The following is a 26,955-nucleotide window of genomic DNA, read 5'->3' as shown; positions in this document are numbered from 1 at the left end:
ATCGACACATGCACAGGCGGGCCCGCGCCAGCGTGGCACCGGACCCGCCGTGCAACCGTGGGATCCCCCTCGACTAGCTCGGGTACCTATCCCAGCGGGTTCGGGGTGAGATGACCGAAGCGGTGGGTGGTAATAGACACCGCCTGCTCCAGTAGCAGCGGCAGCAGCTCGCGGCGGCCATCGGAGAGTACCGGCGCTGTGAGGAGGGTGGCGCCCAAGCGCACTGCGTGCTCGCGCATCGCGTCACTCGGCTCACCGAGCACGCGGACCCGCAGCTGTGCTACCTGTTCGCTTTCTTGGGCGCTCAGCCCTGCGGCGCGGGCCACAGCTGTCGCCTCGGCATCGCCGGTGACGACCACAGTGGTGCCGGTGCGTAGTGCCCCAAGGTGAATACGCAGCAGATCCCGTAGCCTCCAGCCAGCGCCGAGGTGTATCTGCAGCGACTCGAGTAGCGGCCGGTAGCGGAAGATATTGCTCTCGGATTGCAGCCCCGTGCGATCGTGGGTGCGACCAAACTCCCGCTCCCACCAGTACTGATCCGAGTGGGCGGCACGGCGCAGCCACTCCAGATCGGAGGGGTTAAGATCCAGGCGCCCATCGTGGGCGCGTTCTGCGATATCGCGCAGTGCCCGGTTGATGCTCGGCTCAAGGGACACCGGCGGCATGTCCACTGCCTCAGTCTCGCTCCACACGCCCTGCTGGGCCACGTAGTTCGGGCCGCCGGCCTTGGCCCCGGCGCCGAGGGCGGATTTCTTCCACCCGCCGAAGGACTGGCGTTGCACGATCGCGCCGGTGATGCCGCGATTGACATAGGCGTTGCCGACTTCCACATGCTCCACCCAGTGCCGGATTTCCTCCTCGTCGAGGGAGTGGAGCCCGCCGGTCAGGCCATAGCCGGTGGAGTTTTGCCACTCGATGGCCTCATCGAGATCGCGGGCCCGCATGATGCCGAGCACCGGCCCGAAGCATTCGTGCGTGTGATACCAGGAGCCGGGTTGGACGTTATCGCGGATGCCGGGGCTCCACAGCGTGCCCTCGTCGTTGAGCTTGCGTGGCTTAATTAGCCAGCGCTCGCCCGGTTCGAGGGTGGTCAGCCCGCGCAGAAGTTTCTCGTTGGGTGCTTCGATGAGCCCGTTCATGGTGGTGGAGATATCGGTGCCCACACCCACCTTGAGGGTAGAGACGGCATCGACCAGCTGGTTGATGATGCGCTCGGACTTGCCGGCGCTGCCCACCAGAATGGCAAGGGAGGCGGCGGAGCATTTCTGCCCGGCGTGGCCGAAGGCGGAGTGATAGAGATCCGATACCGCTAGATCAGGATCGGCGGCGGGGGTGATGATCAGCGCGTTCTTGCCTGAGGTTTCGGCGTTGATCACCATCTCTGGCTTCCACGAGCGGAAGAGCTCTGCGGTATCGGAGGCGCCGGTGAGAATCACCGACTCCACATCCTCGTGCGCGATTAGCCGCTTGCCGGCCTCGTCCTCATCGGCATTGACCAGTTGCAGAATGTCCTCGCCGATGCCGGCCTCGCGCAGGGCCTCGACCGCCACCTCAGCACAGCGCAAGGCCTGCGGTGCGGGCTTGATGATCACCGCGGAGCCTGCCGCCAGCGCCGCGAAGACCCCGCCCATGGGAATGGCGATAGGGAAGTTCCACGGTGGGGTCACCACCACTACTGAGTAGGGCGTGAACTGTGCACCGGAGTGCGCGTCGATCGCCCGAGCAGATTCTGCGTAGTAGCGGGCGAAGTCGATGGCCTCGGAGATCTCTGGATCGGCTTGGTCGACAGTTTTGCCAGCCTCATGCGCCGCCACAGAGATCAGCTGTCCACGGTAGCGTCCCAGTGCTTCAGCAGCCCGGTCGAGCACCTCGGCGCGCTCCGCCCCGGAACGCCCAGCCCACGCCTCATGCGCCTGTTGAGCACGGGCGACAGCCTGATCAATCACCGCAGGATCGGTGATCACGTCAGACACCGGCGCGCCAGGATCCTGGGCGAGTGCTGCCAGTGCCCAGGCGCGGTTGGCCGCGAGGGCGGGATCTGTGTCGGGCTCGTTGTGGAAATGCCCGTCATGACCCAGCTGGGCCTCGGTGTTCTCGGCCCGGTTTTGGGTGCGCCGCGCGCTATCGCGCACCTCCCAGCGCTCCCGCACCGCGTCGAGATAGCGCTGCTCTTGCTGCTCTAAGGGGGTGTGCTGGTCGGGCCCTTCGACATCAGGGGCGAACATCGCATAGATAAAGTTCTGCGGCTCGCCGTTTTCCTCCAGCCGGCGCACCAGATAGGAGATGGCCACATCGAAGTCCTCCTTGTGCACCACCGGGGTGTAGAGGATGATGCGCCCAGCGTCGCGCTGTACCACGCGGCTTTGGGCCGGGGCCATGCCTTGGAGCATTTCGATATCGAGCTGCCGGCTCACCCCGCGCTTATCCGCCAGCTCGATGGCGGTGGCGAGAGTGTAGAGGTTGTGGCTGGCCACACCGATGCGAATGGCATCGGCGTTGTCCTCGGTGAGTACATAGTCCAGCAGGCGAAGATAGTTGGCGTCCACCTCGGCCTTGCTCATATACGGCGCCTGCGGCCAGTCGTGCAGCTCGGCCTCCACGCGCTCCATGGAGAGGTTTGCGCCCTTGACGATGCGCACCTTAATCGGCGCGCCGCCGTTGGCCACGCGCTCGCGGGCGAAGGTGGCCAGTTGTTCCAGCGCGCCCACCGAGTCCGGCAGATAGGCCTGAATCACGATGCCGGTCTCGAGATCGTGGAACTCCTCTTCGGCCATGAGTTCGGTAAAGAGCCGCAGCGTGAGCTCGAGGTCCTTGTATTCCTCCATGTCGAGGTTGATAAAGGGCCGATCGGCACGTTCTTGCGCGGCGCGATAGAGCGGCCGGATCTTGTCTTTGAGCGCCTTGACCGAGCCCCCAAAGTCCCAGTGATTCAGCTGCGAGACCACCGCGGAGGCCTTAATAGAGACGTAGGTAACCTTCGGATTTTGCAGCAGCTCAAGGGTGCGCTCCAAGCGTCGATCCGCTTCCTTTTCACCCAGCACGGCCTCGCCAAGCAGGTTCACATTCAGCTGAAAGCCCTGCTCCGCGGCGCGATCGAGCAGCTTATCCAGCTTCGAGCCCTGGGCATCAAATACCAGGTGGCCCACCATCTGGCGCAGCTTGGCGCGCGCGATCGGCATAGCAACATGCGGCATTGCCGGGGCGAGAAGGGAGCCGGCGGTGATCAGCGATTTATTCACCACGCCCATAAAGTCCGGAATCGCGCTCTGCGTGCGCCGCTGCGCATCAAGCGGGCTCGCGAGCCGGTTGAGCTCCCGCGCCGATACCGCATTATCTTCCGGCCGTGCCACCCGGTCCACAAAACCCATGGTGAAGTCAATGCCGCCCTCAGAGCGCACCATCTCGGATAAAAGTTGGGTGTTCTTCGCTTCCTTGCTACTCACCGACGCACTCTCGGCTTCGCGCATCCACCGTTGCGCCCGCTCAATGGCGCTGTCGGTGATCTGCTCAAGGTCATCATTCAGGCGGATTGGCATGATGTGCCTCACGTCCTCTCTGTGTGTCGGGTACAAAACACTTGACGGGCATCGGGGTGGGCCGCGTCACGCGAGTGGATAGTGGGCCCCAGCCTAGCAGTACGCCCCGCTGTTCTGGGAGGGTTATTTCGGCTTCGCTTATCGACGCCATCTAGCCGCCCACCAGGGCGTAGCCGAGCTGCAGCCGCGCTGCAGGTGAAACTCGGCTTTTGCTATCAACGTGTCCCGGGAGACAGCGCCACAGGCGCAACCCGATGGCGGATTCCCCGATTTCACCGAATACATGTGAATGAGGAAGCGATAGGAATGATCTAAAAAAGAGCCTTTCAATCTGGCAGCTCATCGCCCTAATGCGCCTTGGCACCACCTCCGCGTTCTGCGAGGCGGGCCATCCCACTTTCGCCATGGGCGGCTATTCCGTCGGCATTTTCGGACTACTCACCAGCTTTCTTTGGCTGTGCTGTTTCCACTTCCCGCATCCTGCTAGCCATGGGACGCGCCCAACTGTTACCCAGTGCGCTCGCGCACGTCCACCCCGCACTCAAACCCCCACCGTGGCACTGCTGTGGACCACCATTGTCTCGCCCCTCGCTGTGGGCTGGCTTGATCCAGGCTCGGTGGTGTGGTTCCTCGATACCGGTGAGGCGTATTTCGGCGTGGTGTGGCTGATAGTCGTGTGGGCCACATATACATTGCCTAAAAGTATCCACAGATGCAGCGGCCCTAAGTGTCTAAGCTGTCGTGGCTGCCTGCCATCAGGGCCGTGGGCGCCAGTTTGATTGTGGTGTGCGCGCTTTTCCCAGGTACTCCAGCCACGCTGGTCTGGCCTGCCGAATACATCATCCTTGGCCTGTGGCTGCTACTTGGCGGCGGTCTCTAACCAGACTGGAGGATTACCGCGCACCCGCGGCGATTTTGGGCGATCGCTATCCTCAGCTTCGTCACCGCACTAAGGGGCGCTTCCCGCGCGTCACGAGATCCTGCAGCAGGCATGCCTTGAAGGCGCGAGACTAACCGCGTGGAAGAGCTGCGCTGGATGAGTCCCAGCGAGGTGTACCGGACGCTCAAAGCCCAGCTGGGGCTGGGCTGAGTCTGCTGCGCAGCCCTACAAGCGAGGTATCGGCCTAACCCTGCACAAGGCCGACGGTCCAGGGGCAGTGCACTAGCTAGCACGCGTTATCGCTGAGCGAATCGACAATCCGCACGGTCTCTACAGCGACGCGAGTGACCTTGGCGATCAAATCCACAATGTAGCGAGGAGCCTCCTGCTCATCCGCCCAATCATTGGGGTCGTTGATAATGCCGGAGTTCTTGTCCTTCTTCACTTGGTAGCGGTCAATGATCCACGCCAGTGCCGAACGGGAGCCGAGCTGGTAGCGCTCCGCATCTTCGGGGATGCCGGAAATAGTCAGGTGCTTGTTATAGATGATCGTTGTGGTGTCATTAACCAACTTGTTCGTCTCTGGGTCGCGGACCTTGGCCCACTTCATCTTCTGCACCCGCCACGCCTCACGCGAAGACAGATCGGCAGAGTTCTTCCCCCCCCCCCGTTTCACTGGCCAAGGCTCAACCTGCTCATAGTTCACGTGGAGATCCATGAGCTTCCGGCCTGCGGTAGCTAGCTGGTCAAAGCGAGCCCGAGAGCTCGGTGTCTCAATATGGGGCAGCATTTTCTTCAGGTCTGCCGCATAGGTCTCGCGGTAGGAGGGATCGTGCAACTGGCCATAAACGAAGTAGAAAATATCGTCCTTAGTCACATCCTCGCCGAGCGCTCTCTGGTACACGGCGAGGATCTCATCGGTGATGTTATCCACCCGCCGGTACCCATCGAGGATCTCGCCCTCACAGCCCTGCGCGGCCTCTGAGTGATCCGACGCCATAGCTCCCATCAAATCAAGCTCACCCTCTGGCGCCTTCACGGGTTCCCAAGTCCAGCGGGGGAAGAACTGAACTGGATCCATGAATAGTCCGAGATTCGGGATACGATCAGCACCGAGTACTGAGAATGGTGTGCGATTCGAAGTGGAACACACCCCGATCCCGATGTTGTCATGCTCTGGAGTCGGGAACATCGAGGGGAGCTGGCTGCGCTCGTGATTCAAATACTTGTCGAAGTAAGCGTGCTGTGTGCAGAACGGCCTATATAGGGAATGAATAAATGAACCGCTCTGTGGAGTCACTTTCTCGCCCTTAGCTGCGAATGCGCGCAGACTGCGTGACCACTTTATCGCCTTCGGGTCTGCGTACTTAGTTCTCTCCTTGAGGAACTTTGCAACACTAGATTCATTTTTGTTTAAATGGTTATTATTCTCAAACCATTTATAGATGGGTGCAAGTGAATTATTATATGTGCTGCAAAGCGACGAAATAGCATTTTGTAATCTATCATTGGAGAAATTATTTACCCAACTGTCGCGACCGGTTTCCAATCCTCGGCTGAACCGTTTGAAAACCATGAGCTGGGAAGTGTTTTTCTTACTCCCAAGAACCGGCCAATTCTCGTACTTCGCACTGCGCTGGTTGAGCCAGTCGCCGTGACTGTTGGGGGTGATCGTGGTCCAGTCGATAGTGGCAGGGGAGGAATGTTCGACGATCTCGAGCTTGTGCTCAGCACTAAGGTAGTCGCCGATGTCGCGGTAGTGGATGGTGCAGCCAGAGGCGGTGGGGTCCTTGATACCGATGGTGATAACTACGGTGTTGCGGCTCCCAGAACCGAAAACCTTGCCGCCCTCCTTGCGGGAAAGTTCGCCGGCCGTACGCTGGTTGCCTCGCAGGTTGAAGACGTAGATGTCGCTAAAGTCCTCAGCCATGGACAGGCGCACGCCGTCGCCGGTGTTGGCATCGAGCCAGCCACCGTTGGATACGAAGGCAACGATGCCGCGCTCGCCGATGCGGTCGGTGGCCCAGCGGAAGGCCCGCAGGTAGGAGTCGTAGAGGCTGTTTTTATTGGTCGCGGTAGATTTTGCCGCGTAGGTTTCGGCGATACGGGCGTCGAGGGTTGGGTACTTGAGGTTTTGGTTGTTGTCGTTGGCGCTGGTTTGGCCTACGGAGTAGGGCGGATTGCCCACGATCACGTGGATGGGTGCGTCCATCTGCCGCTGGATAGCGGCGTTGTTGTCCTTGAAGTAGTCCAGATCGAGGGTGTCGTCTTCCTCGGTGATCTGGAAGGTATCGGCCAGTGCAATGCCTTCAAAGGGGACGAACTCTGGTTCAGGCTCGTCGTTGCGCCGTGCTTCTTCTGCCTTGAGGGCGTTGTAGGTGGATTCGATGTTCACGGCGGCCACATAGTAGGCGAGCAGCATGATCTCGGTGGCGTGGAGCTCAGTGGCGTATTTTCGAGCCAGGTCCTCGGGCCGGATGAGTCCAGACTGCAGCAGCCGCACCATGAAGGTGCCGGTGCCGGTAAAGGGATCGAGCACATGCACGCCTGGATCACTCAAGCCCTTGCCGAAGTGTGTGGTAGAGAGCTCATTAGCGCTACGAAGGATGAAATCGACAATCTCTACCGGGGTGTAGACGATGCCGAGGGCCTCTGATTGCTTCTTAAAGGCTTTGCGGAAGAACTTTTCGTAGAGCTCCTTGACCACCTGTTGCTTGCCGGAGGCTGAGGTGACTTCGCTGGCTCGTACCCGCACGGAATCATAAAAGCGGTGCAGGGACTCTGTTTCCGCGTCAAGATTGGCTCCTTCGAGCGCATCGACCATGCGTTGCATCACTCGAGAGACTGGGTTGTGGTGGGCGAAGTCGTGCTCGCTGAAGAGTGCGTTGAATACTGGGGCGGTGATCAGATGCTGCGAGAGCATGCTGATGGCTTCCTCGGTTGTGATCGCATCATTGAGGTTGCCTCGCAGACCGGCGAGGAAGTGATCGAACTCTTCCTTAATGCTCACATCCGCGATAGCTAGCAGCTTGGTGATGCGCTGGGTTTGGGATTGAGCGATGGAGGCGACATCGTCTGCCCAGTCTTCCCAGTAGGTGCGGGAGCCAACCTTATCAACCACCTTGACATACATGGCCTCTTCCCACTGCTCGAGGGAGAACAACGCCAGGGTGGATTCAGTAACGCCCTCCTCGCTGCTCGCGGAGTCAGTGGCGGTGTTTGTCTCGTTGATTATCTCGCGGGTGCTGCTAACGTGATCGACTTCCAAAGGCAGCGCCTCGGCACCGTTCTTTGTCTCAGCGTCCAGTGTGTCGGCCGGGGAATTGAGCGCGATGGAGTTGATCTTGGCGTTGAAGCGCTCATCGTGGGCGCGGAGCGCATTGAGGATCTGCCACACGACCTTGAAGCGGGTGTTGTCGTTGAGTGCCTGCGACGGCGACGTGTTCGGGGGAACCGCGACGGGAAGAATGATGTAGCCGTAGTCCTTTCCCTCCTTCTTGCGCATCACTCGGCCCACGGATTGGACCACATCAACCATGGAATTGCGCGGATTGAAGAAGGTTACGGCGTCGAGTGCCGGCACATCCACACCTTCGCTGAGGCAGCGAGCGTTGGTGAGGATGCGAGCCTCATGCTCGTTCATGGTGGACTCCAGCCAGGAAATGCGGGAGTTGCGCTGCATGGCGTTCATCGAACCATCAACGTGTTCTGCGCTGATGCTGAGGTCGATGTTGTGCAGGGCGGCGTTGTCAAGCGCAGAGTTCTCGCGGAGCTGCTCTTGGTGGCTGGCGATCAGCGCGGGGAAAGTGGTGGCAATGGTGGTGGAGGTTTTGATGTCCTTGGCGAAGGCCACGGCGCGGTGCATGGGTGCTTCGGTGGCGCTGAAACCGGCCTTTCCACCTTGGAGCGTGCCAGAGCGTTTGGCTAGGGCATTCCAGACGCCGATCATGGCGGAGGCCGTGGCGAGGTTAATGCCGCCGGTCTCCGTGCCGGTTTTCCGAGCCAGGGCCTCGGCGGCGACATCCTCGTCGACTGTCATGACTAGCACCTTGTAGTCGGTGAGCAGGCCATGATCGACGGCATCGCCGAAGCCGAGACGGAAGAACTCTGGGCCAAAGACCGCTTCATCGTCCATGGAAGTGATCTCCGCCGAGTGCTCCTCGGCCTTGTCCTTGACCGTTTGATCGAACAGCCGCGGGGTGGCCGTCATGTACACGCGTTTGGTGGCGCGGATGTAGTCCGGATCATGGACCTTCACGAAGTTCGAGGAATCCTCGTGGGCGAGGGTGACACCGGTGGTGCGGTGGGCCTCGTCGCAGATAATGAGATCGACATCATCGAGACCCTGCTGTTGGGCGTCGTGAATAGCCTCAATGGACTGGTAAGTGGAAAAAATCACCTGCAGCCCGGCGGCGCGGCGGCCGTGGGAGAAACGCTCAGCGATAGCCGCACCATTGGTAGAGACGGGAATCTCCAGATCATAGGACGCGATATCCTCGGCCTTCTTCGAAACCTTCGAATCAGAGCACACCGCATAAGGCTTAAGGTCCATGCGGGTTTGAGCCAGCCACTCTTTCATCGTCTGACTCAACAGCGCGATAGACGGCACCAAAAACAGCACACGGGCTCGGCCACCATTGGCCTCGGCAACCCGCTCGGCTAAACGCAGCGAGGTGAAGGTTTTACCGGTGCCGCAAGCCATGATCAGCTTGCCCCGATCGTGGGTTTCTAAGCCCTCCATCACCGCAGCAATAGCGCGCTCTTGATGCGGGCGCGGTTCGAAGGTTTCCTTCTTGGTGAGGTTGATCTCTACCGTGTCGCCAGGGAAGGTGAGATCCCAATCAATAGGGGACTGGGCGATATCCGCCAAGCCGATGCGAGCCGCAGGAATAACCTGATTCTCCAGCATCGACTCCGCATTCTTACTCCACGCATCCTTGGTAGAGATGATCACGCGATTAGCGAACTGCTCCACACCGGACTCCGTGCGGAAGGAACGCCCCGAGGCCTCAAAGAAAGAATCGAGATGCCTTTTAGACAGCGTGGTGGCATCGTCAAAGAACTTGCACTGGATCGCAGTCCACGCGCCATCCTCGGCACGCTTGGCCACCAGATCAATGCCGTAATCCGAGCGGCCATTGGTGTACGGCCAATCCAACCACTGATACACCTCCGAATACTCGGTACTCAGCACCGGATCAGCCTTGATGTAATTGACCATCAACCGCTCAAAGGCATAGCCATAACGGGCGGGATTGGGCTGGTTGGCACGGAGCTGCTCGAGGGCCTCAGCGAAGGTAGACATGAGGACCATTATGGCCAATAGTCTCACCGTCGGGAGAAGGTTTACACCCACAATGGTTCAATTTTGAGACAGAAGGCGGGGTGACTGTGAGCGTCGATAAGTAGCCGCCGAACAGTGATGTAGCCTAAGTCGTAGACACGTGAGGAAGGGAGAGCACATGGCAAGCCTGGACACGCTACTCGCCCCTGGAGCTACAGCATTCCACGGCGAGGCACACGACTGGCAAGAAGCGATACGCTTAGCTGGGCAGTTACTCGAGGACGCCGGTGCAACCACCGCTGACTACACCGCGCAGATGGTACGCAGCGTGGAAGACAACGGTCCCTATATCGTGCTCGCGCCGGGATTCGCCCTAGCGCACGCGCGGCCCAGCGAGGCCGTGACACACTCCGCTCTCGCATGGCTCCGACTAGAGACGCCAGTACGTTTTGGCCACGCCAGCAACGACCCTGTGCATATCGTTGCCGCACTAGCCGCAACAGATTTCAGCGCCCACCTTGAGGCGATGAAGGACTTCGCCAAACTGCTACGCACACGACGTGAAGACCTGGACAGTGCCGATAGCGAGGAAAGCCTGCGAGCCATTTTGAATGGCGAGGCACACGATGCGCCTAAACCGGCTGGCACCACACCAGTGAGAACACCTACAGAAGACACGAGAAAGCACACCCCTAGCGCCGACTCCGTGCCTTCCAAAGGGAAGATCCTAACTGTGTGCGGTAACGGGCTGGGCACATCGCTCTTCCTCAAAAACACCCTTGAGCAGGTGCTCGAAGAGTGGGGATGGGCACCCTATCTCACCGTCGAAGCCACAGACACCATCTCAGCCAAAGGCCGCGCCGGGGAGGCAGACTTCCTGCTCACCTCTGGCGCGATCGCGGCAACCCTCGGCGATGTGGGCGTGCCGGTATACGTGGTCGACGACTTCACATCCACGCAACAAGTAGACACCGCCCTGCGCGAGCTCTACGACATCTAGCACTACGAGAAGACATCACAAGGCGCGAAAAGGCATAACCGATGAGTTCAGTGACCCAAATAACTCTTGATGTAGCGAACTTCCTCGTCAATGAAATCCTGTCAGTGCCAGCATTCCTCATCGGCATCATCACCGCCGTGGGTTTGGCCGCGATGGGGCGCGGAATCGGCACCGTACTCGGCGGGGCGATCAAAGCCACTCTCGGCTTCCTCCTCATTGGAGCTGGCGCAGGGCTGGTGACCGCATCGCTCGAGCCGCTCGGCGCCATGATCGCTGGGGCTACGGGTGCGCATGGCGTCGTACCTACCAATGAAGCGATCGTGGGAATCGCGCAGGACCAATTCGGCGGGCAAGTCGCGTGGATCATGATCCTTGGATTCGTTGTGAGCCTCCTGCTCGCGCGGTTTACTCCTATGCGGTACGTGTTCCTCACCGGGCATCACGTGCTGTTCATGGCCACATTGCTGGTAATGGTGCTTGCCCCGGCAGGCTATTCCCCGTGGGTGGTGGTGATTGCAGGTGCGTTGCTGTTGGGCATCGTCATGGTCTCCTTGCCGGCCATCGCACACCCATGGACTCGGAAGATCACCGGAGATGACTCGATTGCTATCGGCCACTTTGGCACCGCAGGCTATGTGCTTTCTGGATCCGTGGCCAAGGTCGTCGGCGGCAAGGGCTCTAAGCAATCGCCTTCTACCGAAGAACTCAATCTGCCTGAGGGACTGCGGTTCCTGCGCGACTCCATGGTGGCCACAGCACTCTCGATGGCGTTGATGTACGTGGTGCTTGCGGTGTTGTTCATCGCACGGGCTGGAACTGAAGAAGCCTTTACCGCATTTCCTGATGGAGCGACTGGGGTGGGGAACTACCTCATGCAATCGCTCACCCAAGGCCTGCAGTTCGGCGTAGCAGTGGCCGTGATCCTCTTCGGTGTGCGGACCATTCTGGGTGAATTGGTGCCAGCATTCCAAGGAATCGCTGCCAAAGTTGTGCCTGGAGCCATCCCGGCGCTCGACGCACCCATCGTGTTCCCCTACGCCCAAAACGCCGTGCTGGTTGGGTTCATCTCCTCCTTCCTCGGCGGTTTGGTGGGACTCGGTGTTCTCTCTGCATGGCTCAACCCTGCTTTCGGGGTAGCGCTGATCCTGCCTGGACTCGTTCCGCACTTCTTTACCGGTGGTGCCGCCGGCGTGTACGGCAACGCCGTAGGCGGGCGTCGCGGTGCGGTCTGCGGTGCCTTCGCTAATGGTTTGCTTATTACCTTCCTGCCGGCGTTCCTCCTTGGGGTTCTCGGCGCCTTCGGGGAGGAGAACACCACCTTCGGCGATGCCGACTTTGGCTGGCTGGGACTGCTTCTGGGCTGGTCCTCCCGAGGAGGCGGAGCCATCGGACTGGTGCTTATTGCGGTACTTGGCGCTGCGCTGTTTGGAATTGGATGGGTATGCCAGCGCCGGCTTGTGGACGGCCACTGGGATCCGGCGCCTGGACGCAACGCGGGTGGGGCAGTGGACTCGGCCGTTGGCGGTGATGCTCAGAATGAGGCCGCGGGTGGAGGAAACGGGAGGAAGTACCCGAAGATCTTGCCGCCCGAGGGCGCACCGGTGCCGGTAAATCGAAAGAACGTTTCGGTAGATTGATGATGGGGTTCGAGGGAACGTAGTTCTGCTATGGGAACCGGTAACTCTTCCGAGGGCGCTATGCCGAAATCGTCTACGGAAAGTTAGTTTCGTCCTAGCGAAGATCGCGACGTACCCTCATCCTCACTGTTCTGGTGCTCCTTTGGCGCCAAAGCACTGCCTCCTTGAAACCAATAGCCGCTTGCGTTGGAGTGTCCCATGAAAGCTTTCTTAGCCGAACGAGATCCTGAGTCTCCAGGCATACTTCAACGTCCAGTTACTGTGGCGGCCACTGCAGTTCTTGCGCTATCGCTTACAGCATGTGGGAGTGGTTCGACTGCCAACGAAATCGCGGGCACATCGGCCACTGGTGCTAAGTCCACGCGCACCACCACGGTAACTTCAACGGCGAAAGGCGCACCGAACCCAGAACCGACCGCTGCAGCTCCGAGCCAGAACTTCACCCCAGAAGGGCAGCCACCTCCAACAAAGGAACGCCAACCTCTGCCCGAGGGCAAAGTGCGGTACCACAACAGTGCGGATTGGCAGTGGCTTTCTGATTCCACCACCGTGGTGCCGGGAGTAAAGGTGTTCAACAAAGCTGCGGGCACGGAGTGTTCCGCGGGCTTTTTCGGACGTGCTGAAGGCAGAGACTTCATGATCACCGCAGGACATTGTGGCGATAGAGGAGATGATATCTACGCTCGCGATGAATACGGCGAGCAGGTGTTTCTCGGCAGGGTGGTGGAGTCTGAATTCACTCTTAATAAGAAAGACTGGGCTCTGGTGGATGTTTCCCGATCCGAGGCGGTCTGGCGTTCTACCCCGCCGTTTACAGCCTCCTTGGTGGGATATCTGACGGTTGATCAGATGGACGAGTTCCGCCCCCAGATCTGTCGCCTCGGGTGGCGTACTGGCCTTAGCTGCGGGGACTACCGCAAGGGGTTCAGTGAGCTTATGTTTGAAGCCCATGCGCCGGCTGATCATGGTGACTCCGGTGGCCCAGCATTCGCGATCATTGAGGACAAGCTATATGCAGCCGGGTTTGTATCCTCGGGTAGCGATTATGAGCCCGATCGTGAGACTTTTGCATCGATCGCGCCTGTTCTTGAACACTTCGACATCACGCTCTACAGCTAGTATCACGGTGACTGATCCATGAATCGCGTTCTTGGTTGAACCCGTGGCGGGAGTGTTGGTCTACGCGGACCTCGGCTATAACGATGAGTCTGAGTTTCCACGCGAGCAACGCTGGGTGCTGGATGGTCACCCTATGGGGTGTGTGGCCCTCGATCTAACGCGTTCCGTTAGCGAAATACGCGAGGCGGCACTTCACGCTGTCACGGTGATTCGCTAGCCATCATCTCTGCCCTTGGTCGATTTATTTTTCCTGCGTGTGTACAAGTAGAGAAATCCACAGAGCAGCGCGGCCGTGCCTATCTGCCAGTAGAAGATAACCGGATCTCCAGATTCGTTGCCGAAAAAGGGCATAAACTCGTAGGCGGGAATGACACCGACGAGCAGTGCAACGATGCCAAAGACTATTTGGGTGGTACGTTCGGCTTGATACTGCCGCTCCTGTTCCTTGCGGAGTGCTTTCTCATCCTTTTCGCGGATACGCAACATTTCGCGGTCATACCGTGACTGCAAAATAGATTTGCGTAAGTCCATCTCCTTATCGAATTCCGCAGAAAGCTCGCTCACGCCCAAACGATCTTGCAGTAGATGCAGCAACGCGGTGGCAAAGGGACGCTTGGGTATGGTGCGTTGCCAGATTTTATTGCGGAACCGAAGATAGTCGAGATTGAGCAAGTCAAAATGGTCGGTTGCCTCGCTCAGTGAGTCGGCATCAATGGCCATGCTTGAGAGGCCAGTGTCGCTTGTGCGGACAGAACGGAAGTCGTAGATGCCGTTTTCCATCCGGTTGTGGAAGCGCACCAATCCAAGGTATTGCCGCATAGCAAGCAGGCAGATATCAACGAAGCGGGTCTGGCTGAGCCCGGCGAAGAACAAGTCGTGATCGAGATCGGACTGTCGCTTAATACCCACCAAGCATGTGGAGCTGGAGCGGAAGCACCAGTTAGCGAAAGAATTGACCTCGTGGTGCTGCTCCGCCGAAGAGTCCAGGGTATTCAGCTCGGCGCTGAAGCGGTCTTGGGAATTGATGATGGATTCCGCCCATGCCTCGCACCAGACTTCTGGGTATGTGCAGCCGTCTGGAATGGAAATATTCTTATCTTTGATACAGTGCTCGGAATATGTAGTCTCTTCCGCAACGCAATCATTGGGGATGAGTGAAATAATCCTGAAAGGCATGATGCTCTCATGGAATCGTGACTTCGATGTCGTGCCGGTGAAGTTTATGGCCTGAATATACCCTCCGGATGATAATGAGACAGGAAGTCGTTGTTCTGTTTCATCGTTTAGAGCCGGGAAATAGCAGTCCATGGTGGAGGTGGCAACGGAGAATAGATCGCGTAAGAAACCATGGGCATGGCCCTCTTTTACCTCACCTGAAACAGGATCGATGTACTGGCGTGTGGTGTCTCTCTTGCTCACATAGGGGCCGATAATCACACCAGGATCGTTGCCGTCTCTGATGGTAATGCCGTCACGAGGACGGGTAAGCATCTTAGAGACCAACGCGAGCCCGGTATGAGTAAGGTTTGTGCACTGTAGATGACAGACGAGAAAGGCTCGAGGGACACTCTCCGGCCCATCGTCATCTCTCGAGGGGCTGGAGTCTTTCAACTTGTTGAAGCGGAGAAACTCCAGTGCACGCAGCTCGATGTAGCCGTCAGGGTCGTCTGTCAGTCTCAGGGCGTCTTTTCTTTCAGAGGGGTTAGTGGCCTTCCAGAGAGTCCACGATGTTGAGGGCGAGCCGTGATCGAAGGTGCGAACGTAGTTGAGTACCTCAGGTGTGTGATCTACCCCTTGGCCTGCATGCGGAAATCGAGCATTGCGCAGTTCCTCTTGCAGCTCCACGAGCTCCTCGCTATCGAGCTCATCTGCGCTTAGTGGAGAGGAATCTAGGAAGGGGAAGGCATCGGCCGTCATGTGGGAAGCGTCGGGTTCTGTGCCAAACATGGACGCCAGTGAGCTGAAGTACTGTTTGATTCCAGAACCCAAGTGCTTGTGTGTCGATACCTTTTCCCCGTGGACGCTACCGAAAACACTGGTGCCGCGGTAGCGTCCCCAATGCCAGCTGCTACCCGGTACCTGGCTACGGCAAGGGTTCTCATCATTTTTCTGCTCAGGCAGCGCGCTGACGGGGAAGGGGAAGATGAGACTGATGAAGCCCGCTTTCCACGGATAGTCCGAGTTTGTCTCGTCGAGACAGATGATATCGCCCAGCTCATAGTTCGTGGGCTTAGTATTTCCGTCGAGCTTGTTATAGAGAGCATTGGGCACGCCATTGGTGTACTGCCATTTAGGGGCTGCCCAATTGACCCATCGTGTGAAGCTCTCGACGTCGGGAAGACTAGGGGTGAGTTTGCTATGAGCAGCGAGACGAGACTCCACGAGGGACATTCGCTTCTGGGAATACGTGGTGACGGCGGTGAGATCCATGAGGAACTTCCTGTGCGGTGGAGTGTTTTTACGCACTGAAGTATATCGCGTCTCCGGTCGCGTGTGAGCAGTATTTACTCTTTTAAAGAGAGGACGACAGTAGCGTTAGCAGAAGAATCGTTGCCCTGCCTGTACCTGCCGCCGGCTGCGAAATTCTCCACAGATAAACAGCTAGGGTGTGGTCAGCTATGACGTGTGCAGTGGATACCTACACCAGCGTCCACTCACCCGTTGCGCCTACTCAAAGCTGGGAAAAGGAAATACACGACGCGTAACCATGTCTGCATTGGTAGCTGAAGTGGTGTTATAAAGCACTGCGAGCGCGGTGAAAGTGGTCCGGCTCTTCCTATAGAGACAGCCATCCAGTGAGCCACAGCAGCCCCCAGGCGGCGAGCGAGGAACGAGGTGCGGGGTGGTCTCCACGCTTTATGGCTACTCCACGACACCGGCACGAGGCTCTCAGTCCCTAGTTCGGTTCCGGCCCAGCGTGAGCACGGCTGCACTGTGCTGGTCCTCGGGGTGGGAAGGGGCGTCGATAAGCGCGAAAAGGGAAGGTAAAAAAACTCGTGTGGTGATTTTCCCGAGCAGACCGGTGCGGAGATATTAGAATCAATCTCTGCATTATTATCGTGACCTGAAAGATTTGTGCATGTCGATTATGATGACCGCCGAGTTTCATTATGCGCTCGACGCGATCCGCGCGGGGAAAAATGTACTCATTAGCGGAAAACCCGGAAGCGGTAAATCCACGCTGCTCAGCCTCTATCTCGAGCACCTCGATCCTTCCACCAATGCGGGAGCAGACTTCGTTCCCACGGTGATGGTGACTGCGCCGACGAACGTGGCCGCCCACAGGGTGCATGGCTACACCATCCATAAGGTCTTTGGGTTCCGGCCGAATATGGGGCCCGAGGATGTTGCTCCTGGTGGGGCATGGAACCCCTCGCAAGCGGTACAGGACACGCTGCGCGCCATCGACGTGCTGGTCGTGGATGAGATCTCCATGGTGCGGGCCGATCACTTTGACATGATGGACCGAGCGCTGCGCCTGGTGCGAGAGAACAAGCAACCCTTTGGTGGCGTGCAGTTGGTGCTCGTGGGGGATGAGCTACAGCTGCCGCCTGTTGTCCGAGCAAATGAACGGGAGCGTTTTCTTGAGCGCTGGGCCACCCCGTATTTCTTCTCCGCAGTGGTGTATCCGGCGCTGCAACTGGAGCGGATCACCCTGAGCAAAGTCTGGCGTCACACCGACGCAACTTTTGTGGAGATCCTCAACCAGATGCGCGAAGGATCTGCGGGACCACGGGTGCTGGCCGCGCTGAACACCCTCGTGGATCATGACGCGGGGGATACGGGGGAGTGGGTGACGCTGAGCTCCTATAGCCGCCGAGTGAACAAGATCAATAAACAGCAGCTTAAGAAGCTAGAGGGGCAGCTTCTCGTCTCCCGCGCGCACTACGAGGGCAACGCAAGAGAAAATTCTTTCAATGGCGTAGAAGAGCTACGGTATGGCCGTGGCATGCGGGTCCGGGTGCTCATCGACGATCCGGAGGGGCGTTTTTACAACGGTAGTTTCGGCACCGTCACCCATGCCACGCAGACAACGATTACGGTGCGTCTTGATCACTCGGAAGAGACCGTGGAGTTTCAGCGCCATCGCTGGGAGGTGACGCGACCGGCGGTGAAGGATGGCCGGTTGTGCGCGGAATCGACGGGCAGTGTCACGCAATTCCCGCTCGTGGCGGGCTGGGCAATGACCGTGTATCAGGCACAGGGGACAACCATTCCTCGTTGCGTCATAGACGTCCACGAGAATATGGGCACCAACGGGCAGTTGTATGCAGCGCTGTCGCGGGCAGTGGACATGGAGCATCTGCGCTTTAGCAGCCCACTGACTCCACAGCATATGCAGGCCAGCAACGCGGTGATGCGGCGAGTGCGACGAGACATCAGCCCCCGCATTAATCCCGAACGCCTTGTGTTCATCGCCTTCGACGGGGTGAGCCTGGGAATTACCGATCGCATCGCCCGCATGCACGTGGTGATCGCGAAAAAGGGCAAGATCGTGGCGGACTTCGGGAGCTGGATCAACCCCAACTGCGATCTCGGGGAGTTCGGCAGCCGAATGAACGTGCCGCCACGCGGGCTCGCCCTAGCCCCCGATCTCAGCGACTTCTGGCCGCTGCTGCTACGCCAAGCCGCAGGTGGGCTAGTGGTCGGAGACCGCCTAGCTGTACTCGAGCGGGTCATACGCCATCAAGAGCGTGGTCTCGCCGTCAACCTCGGCGTGGGCTACGACTGCGCCGACTTGGGTATCACGCTCGAAAAAACCAGCCTGCGCGATCGCTGCTTGGAGATGTACGAGCACCACAAGCGCAAGGGCATGGCCATCGAACGCGGCGTGCTTGTACCTCCAGCCAACCCGCACACCGAAGGCGCGGTGTACCAGCCGGTCTGGGCCGAGCAGCAGCCGATGAAACTCGACCAGGACCATGCCACCGATTCCGATAACGCCTGGGCCAGCTGCTTCGGTGGCACCACCAAGGCGAAGGATGCCAAAGAGGTGGTAGAAACCGCCGAGCTGCTTTCTGCATGGGCGATCTCGCGCGGGGTGTGGGACTATGCCCTTCGCCGAGAAGTCCTCGATAGAACCCGCCCGAATACCCGCGCGAAGATCGAGCTGCCCGAGGTAGATCCACGCACCGTCGACCTCGACAGCGTGCTCGTGCCCGGCACCCGGGTGGCGTTTAGCGGCTGCGGCTACAACAGCGAGGATGAGCGCACAGACAGCGACTTCGAGAAACTATGCACAGCCCATGATCTGGAGCACCGCTGGGGCGTATCCCGCAAAAAGTGCGACGTTCTCATCGTCGGCGACCCTAGCTCCACCTCCCGCAAAGCCAAGCGCGCCCGCGAGTTTGGTCTCCCGATCATTGATCTCGCGGCTTTCGATAGCTGGTGCGACAACACGACTCAAGCGCCCAGTGAGGCGACTGGGGCTGACGTTCCCACGCAGAAAGAAGCCGAGAACGAGACCAGTGCGCACGAGCCTGCATGGGATGGCGACTGGGACGAGGAGGAGAGTAACTGGGACGAGGAGTGGGACGCTGCTGCGCTCAGTGAGATGGCCGCGGCGGAGACAGAGCCAGCCACCAGTGCCGCCGATGCGAATACGGGCGATGATCCCGCCACCCGTAGCGAGAACGCAGGAGAAGCAGCCACCCCAGACACGCCGCGGCAGCGGGTCCTCAGCCCGCAGGAAGCAGCAGAGCTGCTCGATAGTGGGGCACGTGTGGCGTTTCGCGGCTCCACCTACGTTCATGGAGAACTCCGGCCGCACGGGGCTGTGCTCGATGAGCTATGTCTGCTGCTCGGTTTGGAATATAAACAAGCCGTGTCCAAAACCCGCTGCGACGCGCTCGTGAGCGATGACCTTGATTCGGACGACGGCAAAAACTCCCTCGCCCTGCGCTACGGCACACCGCTCATCCTCGCCCGAGACTTCACCGCATGGGCAGAGAAGAAACTCGACGATGAGCCAGAGCTGATCGATAACGTCGAGGATCTCGACGACGACACATTCCTGGACGCCCTTGCCCGCGGTGAGCTCGTTCACTCGTGGGAGGACAGTGCCCCAGAGTTCACCTACGCCACCGCAGCGTGGGACTTCGCCCCGGCATGGGACGCCCTCTCGGAGGCAGAAGACGCACCGGAGGAGGAGACCACCCACGGTCAGGGCACTCACTTCCGGGCAGAACCCGAGACGCCGTGGGGAAGCGAAGAAGCACTCCGCGAGGACCCAGCTAGCGCGGACTGGACAGCTGAGAATGCGATGTCTGAGGGGTCGAGGTCTGAGCGTATGGACCTTGGCGGCGTCGCCTCTAGCTCCTCGATGCGCAGTAGCTTCAACAGCGCCACGTCGTTGAGCGGCGAGCAGACCAGCGACTCCGATAATGATGACGCCATGGACGGCAACCACGGCGGCGCCGACACCCCCGAGGGCAAAGAACCCTTCGCTGCGATGCTCGCCAGACTCCAAACGGAGAACAACCCCAGCGACAGCACGCCTCGATCGCGGTCGCGCCGGGCTGTCTCCGATGAAGAGTACGAGTCGCATCAGCCGGCCGAGGCGGAGGGAGACGATAGTCAGTGGACCGCGGAACCCTTCGCTGACACGCTGCGAATGCAGCCCGATACGCACCCAACCGAGGACAGTGATGATGACGACTCGGACTGGGATGAGTGGGAAGATGACGCCGCCACCCCTGATACCGAGGACAACGGGGAAGTGGGAGACGCCGACGCCGACGAGGATGCAGATCGGAACGAGTGGAACGCCGGCGGATTCAACAAGGATGACGATAACGACGATGGCGACGACGCCGTCGTGGAGGGGAAAGAGAAAAAGAAAGAAGCGCCCGAGAAGGACGGTGACGACGAGCCGTACGAGAAGAAGCCAGCCCAGGCCCACGCCGCAGCTATCTCTGAAGAGCAGCAGCGCGCAGCGGAACCCAACGAAACCACGCTTCAACGGCGACAGCGCAAACACAAGTCTGCGTTGAAGCGGATGTGGGCGACGCTAAAGTGGGGGATCGCCATAATGATCATTGGAGTGACTGCCGCTGCGTTTGAGTGGACTCGAGTGCAGGATATCGCCGCTGGCATCTTGATGCTGCTGATTCTGCTCTTCGCTCTGTTCACCCTCCAATGGATCATCCGTTTGTGCGCGCTGGGGGCCGCGAAACTCAGCGCCGATGACTCCACAGAGGAGGCGACATCCCCGCCCGCAGAGAAAGACAACTCCCAAGGACAGTGGGAGAGTGGTGGCGCCTAAACGCAGCGGCAGGCAGGGGTGAACGCCGCCGTTGCGGCGCTGGGAGGACGGGTCTTATACTCGGAGCTAACAGCAGAGCACGTACCACCGCCCTGCTGGAACTAAAAAACACCCCCACGGTGTTGCAGCACTGTGAGGGTGCCGGGTACATGACCCTAGGTGAAGATCGCCACGGCGAGCTTCACGATAGCGGTCAAGAAGCGTAGAACCTCGGTAGCCAGCGTCAGTTTCTTAGACCGGCTGGCACCGGGGTTTTCTTCGTCTCGACCGGGCGTGCGTTCAGGCGTTGGAGCCAATAGCACCTCCTTTCTCTCGCTGTGATCCTCTCGCCAAGCAGTGCTGCGCGAGGTACTCACGATCGCGCGCGGGTACACCGCGCAGCGACGAAAGAAGCCGTCCCCGTGAGAGGACGGAGCCGAGTGCGATTCTAGCGCGGCCACCACTACGTGCGCCCCAGCCGGCCCAGCGCCTGCGCGCTCACGACATCGAGGGGCTCGTGCCAGAATGGCGTACATGGTCACGCAGAACATCACCGCGCTTCAGGCGCTGCGCGGGCGTATTCCGGTGGGGGAGTACGCCTTTCCCGGCCCACTGAGAGATCAGTTGGTGGCGGCGATTATGGATGGTCGGAAAACGACCACCACGGGCCTTGTGGTGGAGTACGAGCGCGAGGGCATAGATCCGCTGCAGTTGCTCGGCGGCTATGAGCTGGTAGTCGATAGCGCGGATCAGCCGGTGTGTGTCACCCGTACCACCTCGGTGCGGGTAGTGCCGCTGCATCAGGTGGATCTGCAGCACTGCCGCGATGAAGGGGAGGGCTATGACAGTGTGGCCGAGTGGGAGCACGCCCATCGCGAGTTCTGGGAATCGGAGGAATTCCGCGCGGAGCTGGGGGCTGCGGGATTATCGCTTGACGCACACACCCCAGTAGTGCTGCTGCGTTTCGAGGTGATCACCCCAGAGGACGTGCTCATCTAGCTGCGCATAACGGGGGTGATCTCGCTTAGCCGGCGCTCGTCGGGCACACTGGCAGCTATGTGGTTTGATTCGTGGTTTCCCATTATCCGGGCACTCGCGGTGGGAACGGCCAGCTATGTCACCTTGCTGTTTTTTCTGCGCATAGCAGGGGCGCGCTCGCTGGCGAAGCTCAACGCCTTTGACTTCCTTGTGACCGTGGCCATCGGCTCGATCCTCTCGACCGCGATGGTGACGAAGGATCTCAGCTACGCCACCGGCATTGTGGCTATCGCCATTTTGCTTGGGCTGCAATACGTCGTGGCCACAGTCATCCGTCACTCCACGACGCTGCGCGAGATCGTCACCGCCGATGCGATCGTGGTGGTGCGCGACGGGGTGATGCTCGATGCGGGCATGAAGAAGGCGCGCGTGGGCACGGCCGATATCTACCAGGCGGCGCGCTCGGCGGGCCGTGGTGATCTCAGCCAGATCGCGGCGATGATCGTGGAAACCGATGGCACGATCTCCGTGATCACCACCGATGCTGTGGGCTCCGGCGAGGCACTCACCGCCATGGATGCGTGGAAATAGGGGAGCTTCAGGGCACCCACCGGCACGTTTAAGTGCCACTAAGCGCAGCTAGGCGCTACTAAGCGTCGCTAAGCGACTCAGGCGCCGAGCTTGCGCACGGAGTTGATCATGGGGATCTGGGCGGGCACGCGGGCGAATGCGAGTGCTTTCAACAGCGGCTTTTTATTCCGCCAGTCCCAGGCCATCTTCATATTCGCCGGCCACACCGCTGCCAAGAAGACAGCAGCGGCCGGAGCCACCAGCTTGTTCTGGTAGGGGCGCAGGCTGGGTGCGAGAGTGGTGGCGGCAATAGCGCCGGCGAGTGCCAACTCGGCGACGCCGCTGGCGTAGGTCCACTGGCGCTTGGTGCCAGGCACAGCTGCGGGCACGATGGCATCGAAGTTGTGCGGGTGCACGAAGTGCAGGGCTCCGGCGAGGCCAAACACGCTCGCCCACACGCCAGAACGCAGCGGCGAGTTCGGCATTGAGTCGGAGGAACAGCGGCACGGGAGATTCTTAAAACAGCTCACGTGTACCTAGTGTAGGCCGTGCATATCCGCGCTCATCGACATGATTGCGCACAGAAGCGCTCCGCCGTCCGCGAGCCACCACCTAGGAGACGCTGGTGGACCAGGTATGCACCGGCTCCCCGGATTTCTGGTTGCGGAGATAGGCCTTGAGCATCTGGGTGATGGCCGCGCGCCGCACCGGTGAATCTGGGGTGTTGAGGGAGTCGCTATGCGTCTCGACGGCGGTGCGTGAGCGTGCGCCCTCGGCCATGATGGTCGCGGCTGCATCGTCGAGGGCGGCCAGCTGCCACGTGGCGCCATTCTGGCGGGTCCGGGCGCGCCCTTCGATAATGCCGAGGTAGCGGTCGATCAGTGCGGGGTCGACGTGCAGGTTCTTCAGGCCCTGTTCGGCCTGGGGGAGCAGATGCTCGGTGACTAGCTCGGAGACGTGGATGGTGCCGAGGGTGGGCCAGGTCATGTTGGCGTGGAGGCCATTGCGGGCGCCGGCGAAGAAGTTGCGTTCGGCATCCTCGAAGGTTAGACGCGACCACACGGGGCGGGTCTGATCGGCGAGGAACTTCACCATGCCGTAGTAGAAGGCGGCATCGGCGACGATATCGGCCACCGTGGGCCCGGCCGGCAAGAGGCGGTTTTCCACGCGGATGTGCGCCAACTCGGTATTGGGATCGTAGATCGGGCGGTTCCACCGCCAAATGGTGCCATTTTGCATACTCAGGTAGTGAAGCCCGGGTTTGCCATCGGTCACCACGGGGGTGCCGGCCTCGAGGCGGTCCTCGGGCAGCAGTGGCGAAAAGTAGCGGACATTCTCCTCGAAGAGGTCAAAGGCGCTGGTAATCCAGCGTTCACCAAACCAGACACGCGGGCGCACACCCTGATGAATCAGCTCCGGGGTGCGAGTGTCGATGGACTGCTCAAACACGGGGATACGGGACTCGTGCCACAGCTTGTGGCCCGCAAAAAGCGGGGAGTTGGCGCTAAGCGCGGTCTGCACGCCGGCGATGGCTTGGGAGGCATTCCACGCATCAGCGAAGCGATCCGGTGCCACCTGCAGATGCAGCTGGATGGAGGTGCAGGTGGATTCGGGCGCGATGTCCTCGAATTCCTCGTTGTAGGATTCTTCCCGTTCGAGCTCGATGTGGACGAGTTCGCCGCGGGATTCCACGATGCTGTTGGACAGCGCCTTATAGCGATTTTCGGGGGTCATCCACGAAGGCCCGCGTAGAAAATCGGTGCTCACACTCGGCAGGGTGCCGACCATCGCCACCTCTGCGCCGGCAGTGGCGGCGGCCTTGCGCACGGTCTCGAGGCGTTCGGTGAGCCCATCGACCAGTTCCTGCAGCCCCGTGCCCGCGATGGACAGCGGCGGATGATTCAGCTCGACGTTATAGGCCCCGATCTCGGACTGGTACTCATCGGAGAGCTCGGCGAGCACCGCGTCATTGCACAGCGTCGGCTGCATCTTCTCATCGACGAGGTTGAGCTCGAGCTCGAGCCCGATGGTGCCTTCGTTGATGAACTCGGCGTCTTGGAGGTGGCGGTCAAACACCTCCAGATCATCCATGAGGCGTTGGCGATAGCGCGTGCGCTGTCGCGGCGTGTAGGTCTCATTACTTACTGCATCACCCATGCTGCCCCATCATAGTTATAGTTTTTTGAATCTATCGGCCAGCTGCGCTGCCGCCGCTTATCGACGCTTCTCTGGCCCCACCAGCCCCGCGGCCCGAGGACACCTCTCGGTGGAGCGATTAGCAGGTTCACTCAGAAAATGTGGCGTTTCCCCCACAATGTGGGTACTGGTTAGCTCTGTCACCTGTAAAGGGTACGGGGGTGACGATATATCGGGCTCTACGCTGCGGATTCTTCTGTGACCTGCAGCGATGATCGGGCTACCCCACGCTATGTACGTATCTGCATAAAGCTGTAAAGAACGCCTATTCAGCACTCATTGTGGTCAATACTCTCAGGTCTAAGACACCGCTCCCACGCCTGACGTGCGAAGATGCTCCGATAGTCGATGGGCGTCTTCGGTTCTCAACACGAGATAGGGTCGGCCCGCCGGCTACCCGCATTCTGAGGGGGAGTGTGTCGAAAAAACAACGGTGCATACACCTGCTGATCTCCTAAGGCGGTAGGTATCGCGCCGTATCACCGTCCACTGCGAGTTGTAGAGGCGAGACATACATCATGAAAACTAGGCGAATCACACCCCCGCTCTACGGCCGGAAGCGCCGTGTTGCCATCCGCTCTGCCATTGTGCTGGTGCTTGTTGCACCGCTTCTGGTGGCGGCCGCATGGATGTGGTCCATGTGGGATCCCTCGCACTTCCTCGATGATGTGCAGATCGCTCTAGTCAATGAGGACGAAGGCACCACCCAGGATGGGCAGCAGGTGAACTTTGGCGACGACATTGAAAAAGGGCTGGTGGAGACCAGCTACCTCAATGTGGACTCGATCTCGGCAGAGGCGGCCAGCACGGGGATGAAAGAAAGTGTCTATGTGGCCACCATCTCCATTCCCCGTGATTTCTCGAAACAGGTGGCCACGGTGATTGATGATCAACCCCACCAGGCCGAGGTGGTGATCTCCTATAACGATCACTACGGCACCAATACGCCGCTGCTGACCGCGGGGCTGATCCCCGGCATCCAAGCCGGTATCCAAGCCGGCATCACTGAGGGCTATTCCAGCGAGATCCTCGCGGGCATGAACCAGCTCGGCGATGGCCTCACTGAGGCCGCCGATGGCGCGGTGCAGCTCGATGATGGCGCCGCCATGCTCAAAGATGGCACCGAGCAGGGGATCGATGGCGCCCATCAGCTCAAGGACGGCACCGCCCAGGTGCGCGATGGCGCCGCCCAACTCGATGATGGCATGGCCCAGCTGCTCGATGGCACTGGCCAGCTCGGCGCTGGCGCCGCCCAGATTGATGCGGGCGTGGGCCAGCTGACCGATAAGCTCATTCCGCTGGCACGCCAGGCCGGTGCGGCCGCCGAGCAGCTACGGCCCATGATCTCGGTGCTGCATACCGTGCAGCTGCACAAGGAGGCCGCGAAGCTCGAGGAGATCGTCTCCGGGCTGGACAATAATAACCCCGAGGGGCTCGCCAATCAGCTGCAGTTGCTGAAAAACGGCACGGCGGAGATGAGCTATAACCTCAATAATCCCCAGGCCCCGTATCTTTCCGGTGTGCTGCAGCTCAAGGACGGCACGGGGCAGCTGCGCTCCGGCTCGGTGGAGCTCGACGATGGCATGGGACAGATGCTCGATGGCACCTATCAGCTTGACGACGGCGTCCGCCAGCTCAAAGACGGCACCGGCCAGCTGCGCACCGGCCTGGTCGATGGCGCCGCACAGGCACCTACGATCAGCAATATCGCGGCCTCCTCGCAGCAGATGGCGGTGCCCGTGGTGTACTCCCAGGACTACCGCAACCCCGTCCAGGAGCTGCAGGATCTCAACGATCCCACCTCCAAGCAGCTCTCCGGTGGCGTCACCTTCATCCTCATCTTGGTCTTCGGCATCCTCATGATGGTGCTGGTGAGCATGCTCGCCCCGCATATTCTGGGTCGCCATTCGGAGCGCCGCCCGCTCTGGCAGGTGCTTAGCGGCTTCGGACTCGTCGCCGCTGCGAATACTGCGCTGCTCTTCCTGCTCACCTGGTTGGGCACCCTGCTCGGCTTTAGCGTGCAGCACCGCGCCGCCTTCGCCCTCGGCCTGGTGATCCTCGCCGTCAATGGCACCGCATTCTTCCAGCTGCTGCGCATCGCCTTCGGTCGGCTCATCGGCGGCACCCTGGCGCTGGGATTCTTCGCCTACGGCGTCTTCAGCTTCGGTGGCGTCTGGCCCATCCAGCTCACGCCGAAGCCGCTGCGCCTGCTGCACGATATTCACCCCATGACCTATGCGCGCAACCTCTTCATCGGTGGCGTGGAAGGCGATACCGGGGCGATGTATCTCAGCGCCGCGTTCCTGCTGCTGGTCATGACGGTGCTGTGCCTAATCATCTCCGTTCTCATTCTCCGCTACCGGCAGCGCCCGGCCGTGATGGAGGTCGAGGAGGACACAGAGCCCGAGCTGATCGACGCCCGCTAAAACAGCACCCATCCGCCCCGTGGCATCGGCTACGGGGCGGATGCGTCTTCGCTATAGCCGCAGGGGTGGGTGGGCTGCGAGTAGGC

Annotated in this window: 13 protein-coding genes; 7 read left to right on the top strand and 6 right to left on the bottom strand. The window is 60.1% G+C overall.

What is annotated here, in order from left to right; genetic code table 11:
- Positions 1-86: 86 nt before the first annotated feature.
- Together GBB11_RS00855 and GBB11_RS00850 are read right to left on the bottom strand one after the other, a co-directional pair.
- Positions 87-3,536: a proline dehydrogenase family protein gene (locus GBB11_RS00855; protein WP_151548645.1), complete on the bottom strand. Its 3,450-nt coding sequence runs from the start codon at positions 3,534-3,536 to the stop codon at positions 87-89.
- A 1,166-nt stretch (positions 3,537-4,702) separates the two neighbouring features.
- Complete coding sequence (locus tag GBB11_RS00850) at positions 4,703-9,721, bottom strand: DEAD/DEAH box helicase (RefSeq protein WP_151582257.1); 5,019 nt, start codon at positions 9,719-9,721, stop codon at positions 4,703-4,705.
- A 157-nt stretch (positions 9,722-9,878) separates the two neighbouring features.
- Between GBB11_RS00850 and GBB11_RS00845 the strand changes: the two genes are divergently transcribed.
- The 3 genes from GBB11_RS00845 to GBB11_RS00835 all read left to right on the top strand — a co-directional run bounded on the left by GBB11_RS00845 (position 9,879) and on the right by GBB11_RS00835 (position 13,456).
- Positions 9,879-10,700: a PTS sugar transporter subunit IIA gene (locus tag GBB11_RS00845; protein ID WP_151548644.1), complete on the top strand. Its 822-nt coding sequence runs from the start codon at positions 9,879-9,881 to the stop codon at positions 10,698-10,700.
- A gap of 41 nt (positions 10,701-10,741) precedes the next feature.
- Complete coding sequence (locus GBB11_RS00840) at positions 10,742-12,337, top strand: PTS ascorbate transporter subunit IIC (RefSeq protein ID WP_151548643.1); 1,596 nt, start codon at positions 10,742-10,744, stop codon at positions 12,335-12,337.
- Positions 12,338-12,535: 198 nt separating this feature from the next.
- Complete coding sequence (locus GBB11_RS00835) at positions 12,536-13,456, top strand: S1 family peptidase (RefSeq protein ID WP_151548642.1); 921 nt, start codon at positions 12,536-12,538, stop codon at positions 13,454-13,456.
- Between the two features lie 213 nt (positions 13,457-13,669).
- On the opposite strand, the gene GBB11_RS00830 is transcribed toward GBB11_RS00835, so the two are convergent.
- Positions 13,670-15,886 (bottom strand): hypothetical protein, encoded by a 2,217-nt coding sequence (locus tag GBB11_RS00830; RefSeq protein WP_151548641.1) that lies wholly within the window; start codon positions 15,884-15,886, stop codon positions 13,670-13,672.
- Between the two features lie 649 nt (positions 15,887-16,535).
- On the opposite strand from GBB11_RS00830, the gene GBB11_RS00825 reads away from it, so the two are divergent.
- On the top strand, positions 16,536-20,720 hold the full coding sequence (locus tag GBB11_RS00825) for an AAA family ATPase (RefSeq protein WP_151548640.1): 4,185 nt from the start codon (positions 16,536-16,538) through the stop codon (positions 20,718-20,720).
- Between the two features lie 155 nt (positions 20,721-20,875).
- On the opposite strand, the gene GBB11_RS10785 is transcribed toward GBB11_RS00825, so the two are convergent.
- Positions 20,876-21,016, bottom strand: a complete 141-nt coding sequence (locus GBB11_RS10785) for a hypothetical protein (RefSeq protein WP_192796334.1) — start codon at positions 21,014-21,016, stop codon at positions 20,876-20,878.
- Between the two features lie 217 nt (positions 21,017-21,233).
- On the opposite strand from GBB11_RS10785, the gene GBB11_RS00820 reads away from it, so the two are divergent.
- Together GBB11_RS00820 and GBB11_RS00815 are read left to right on the top strand one after the other, a co-directional pair.
- Positions 21,234-21,698: an ASCH domain-containing protein gene (locus GBB11_RS00820; protein ID WP_151548639.1), complete on the top strand. Its 465-nt coding sequence runs from the start codon at positions 21,234-21,236 to the stop codon at positions 21,696-21,698.
- Positions 21,699-21,755: 57 nt separating this feature from the next.
- A complete protein-coding gene (locus GBB11_RS00815; protein WP_151548638.1) occupies positions 21,756-22,268 on the top strand; it encodes a DUF421 domain-containing protein in 513 nt (170 codons plus the stop codon).
- A 77-nt stretch (positions 22,269-22,345) separates the two neighbouring features.
- Here the strand turns inward: GBB11_RS00815 and GBB11_RS00810 are convergent, their stop codons facing one another.
- On the bottom strand, positions 22,346-22,777 hold the full coding sequence (locus tag GBB11_RS00810) for a hypothetical protein (RefSeq protein WP_225979077.1): 432 nt from the start codon (positions 22,775-22,777) through the stop codon (positions 22,346-22,348).
- 82 nt (positions 22,778-22,859) lie between these two features.
- Entirely contained in the window at positions 22,860-24,404 is a 1,545-nt protein-coding gene (locus GBB11_RS00805) for a glutamate-cysteine ligase family protein (protein ID WP_151548637.1), read from the bottom strand.
- A gap of 557 nt (positions 24,405-24,961) precedes the next feature.
- Here GBB11_RS00805 and GBB11_RS00800 point away from each other — a divergent pair.
- Positions 24,962-26,869, top strand: coding sequence for a YhgE/Pip family protein (locus GBB11_RS00800; RefSeq protein ID WP_151548636.1), 1,908 nt, complete (start codon positions 24,962-24,964; stop codon positions 26,867-26,869).
- Positions 26,870-26,955 lie beyond the last annotated feature (86 nt).

The organism is Corynebacterium sp. 74A, from assembly GCF_008930665.1.
Taxonomy (GTDB): Bacteria; Actinomycetota; Actinomycetes; order Mycobacteriales; family Mycobacteriaceae; genus Corynebacterium; species Corynebacterium megadyptis.
Note: the sequence above shows the minus strand (reverse complement) of the source record. Positions and strands in the feature narration are given on the sequence as shown.

Excerpts from the sequence above, each read along its gene's own strand:
- GBB11_RS00855 (WP_151548645.1), bottom strand. The coding sequence starts at position 3,536 with ATGCCAATCCGCCTGAATGATGACCTTGAGCAGATCACCGACAGCGCC.
- GBB11_RS00805 (WP_151548637.1), bottom strand. The coding sequence starts at position 24,404 with ATGGGTGATGCAGTAAGTAATGAGACCTACACGCCGCGACAGCGCACG.
- GBB11_RS00815 (WP_151548638.1), top strand. The coding sequence starts at position 21,756 with ATGTGGTTTGATTCGTGGTTTCCCATTATCCGGGCACTCGCGGTGGGA.
- GBB11_RS00835 (WP_151548642.1), top strand. The coding sequence starts at position 12,536 with ATGAAAGCTTTCTTAGCCGAACGAGATCCTGAGTCTCCAGGCATACTT.
- GBB11_RS00820 (WP_151548639.1), top strand. The coding sequence starts at position 21,234 with ATGGTCACGCAGAACATCACCGCGCTTCAGGCGCTGCGCGGGCGTATT.
- GBB11_RS00800 (WP_151548636.1), top strand. The coding sequence starts at position 24,962 with ATGAAAACTAGGCGAATCACACCCCCGCTCTACGGCCGGAAGCGCCGT.
- GBB11_RS00825 (WP_151548640.1), top strand. The coding sequence starts at position 16,536 with ATGTCGATTATGATGACCGCCGAGTTTCATTATGCGCTCGACGCGATC.
- GBB11_RS00845 (WP_151548644.1), top strand. The coding sequence starts at position 9,879 with ATGGCAAGCCTGGACACGCTACTCGCCCCTGGAGCTACAGCATTCCAC.
- GBB11_RS00850 (WP_151582257.1), bottom strand. The coding sequence starts at position 9,721 with ATGTCTACCTTCGCTGAGGCCCTCGAGCAGCTCCGTGCCAACCAGCCC.
- GBB11_RS00830 (WP_151548641.1), bottom strand. The coding sequence starts at position 15,886 with ATGGATCTCACCGCCGTCACCACGTATTCCCAGAAGCGAATGTCCCTC.
- GBB11_RS00840 (WP_151548643.1), top strand. The coding sequence starts at position 10,742 with ATGAGTTCAGTGACCCAAATAACTCTTGATGTAGCGAACTTCCTCGTC.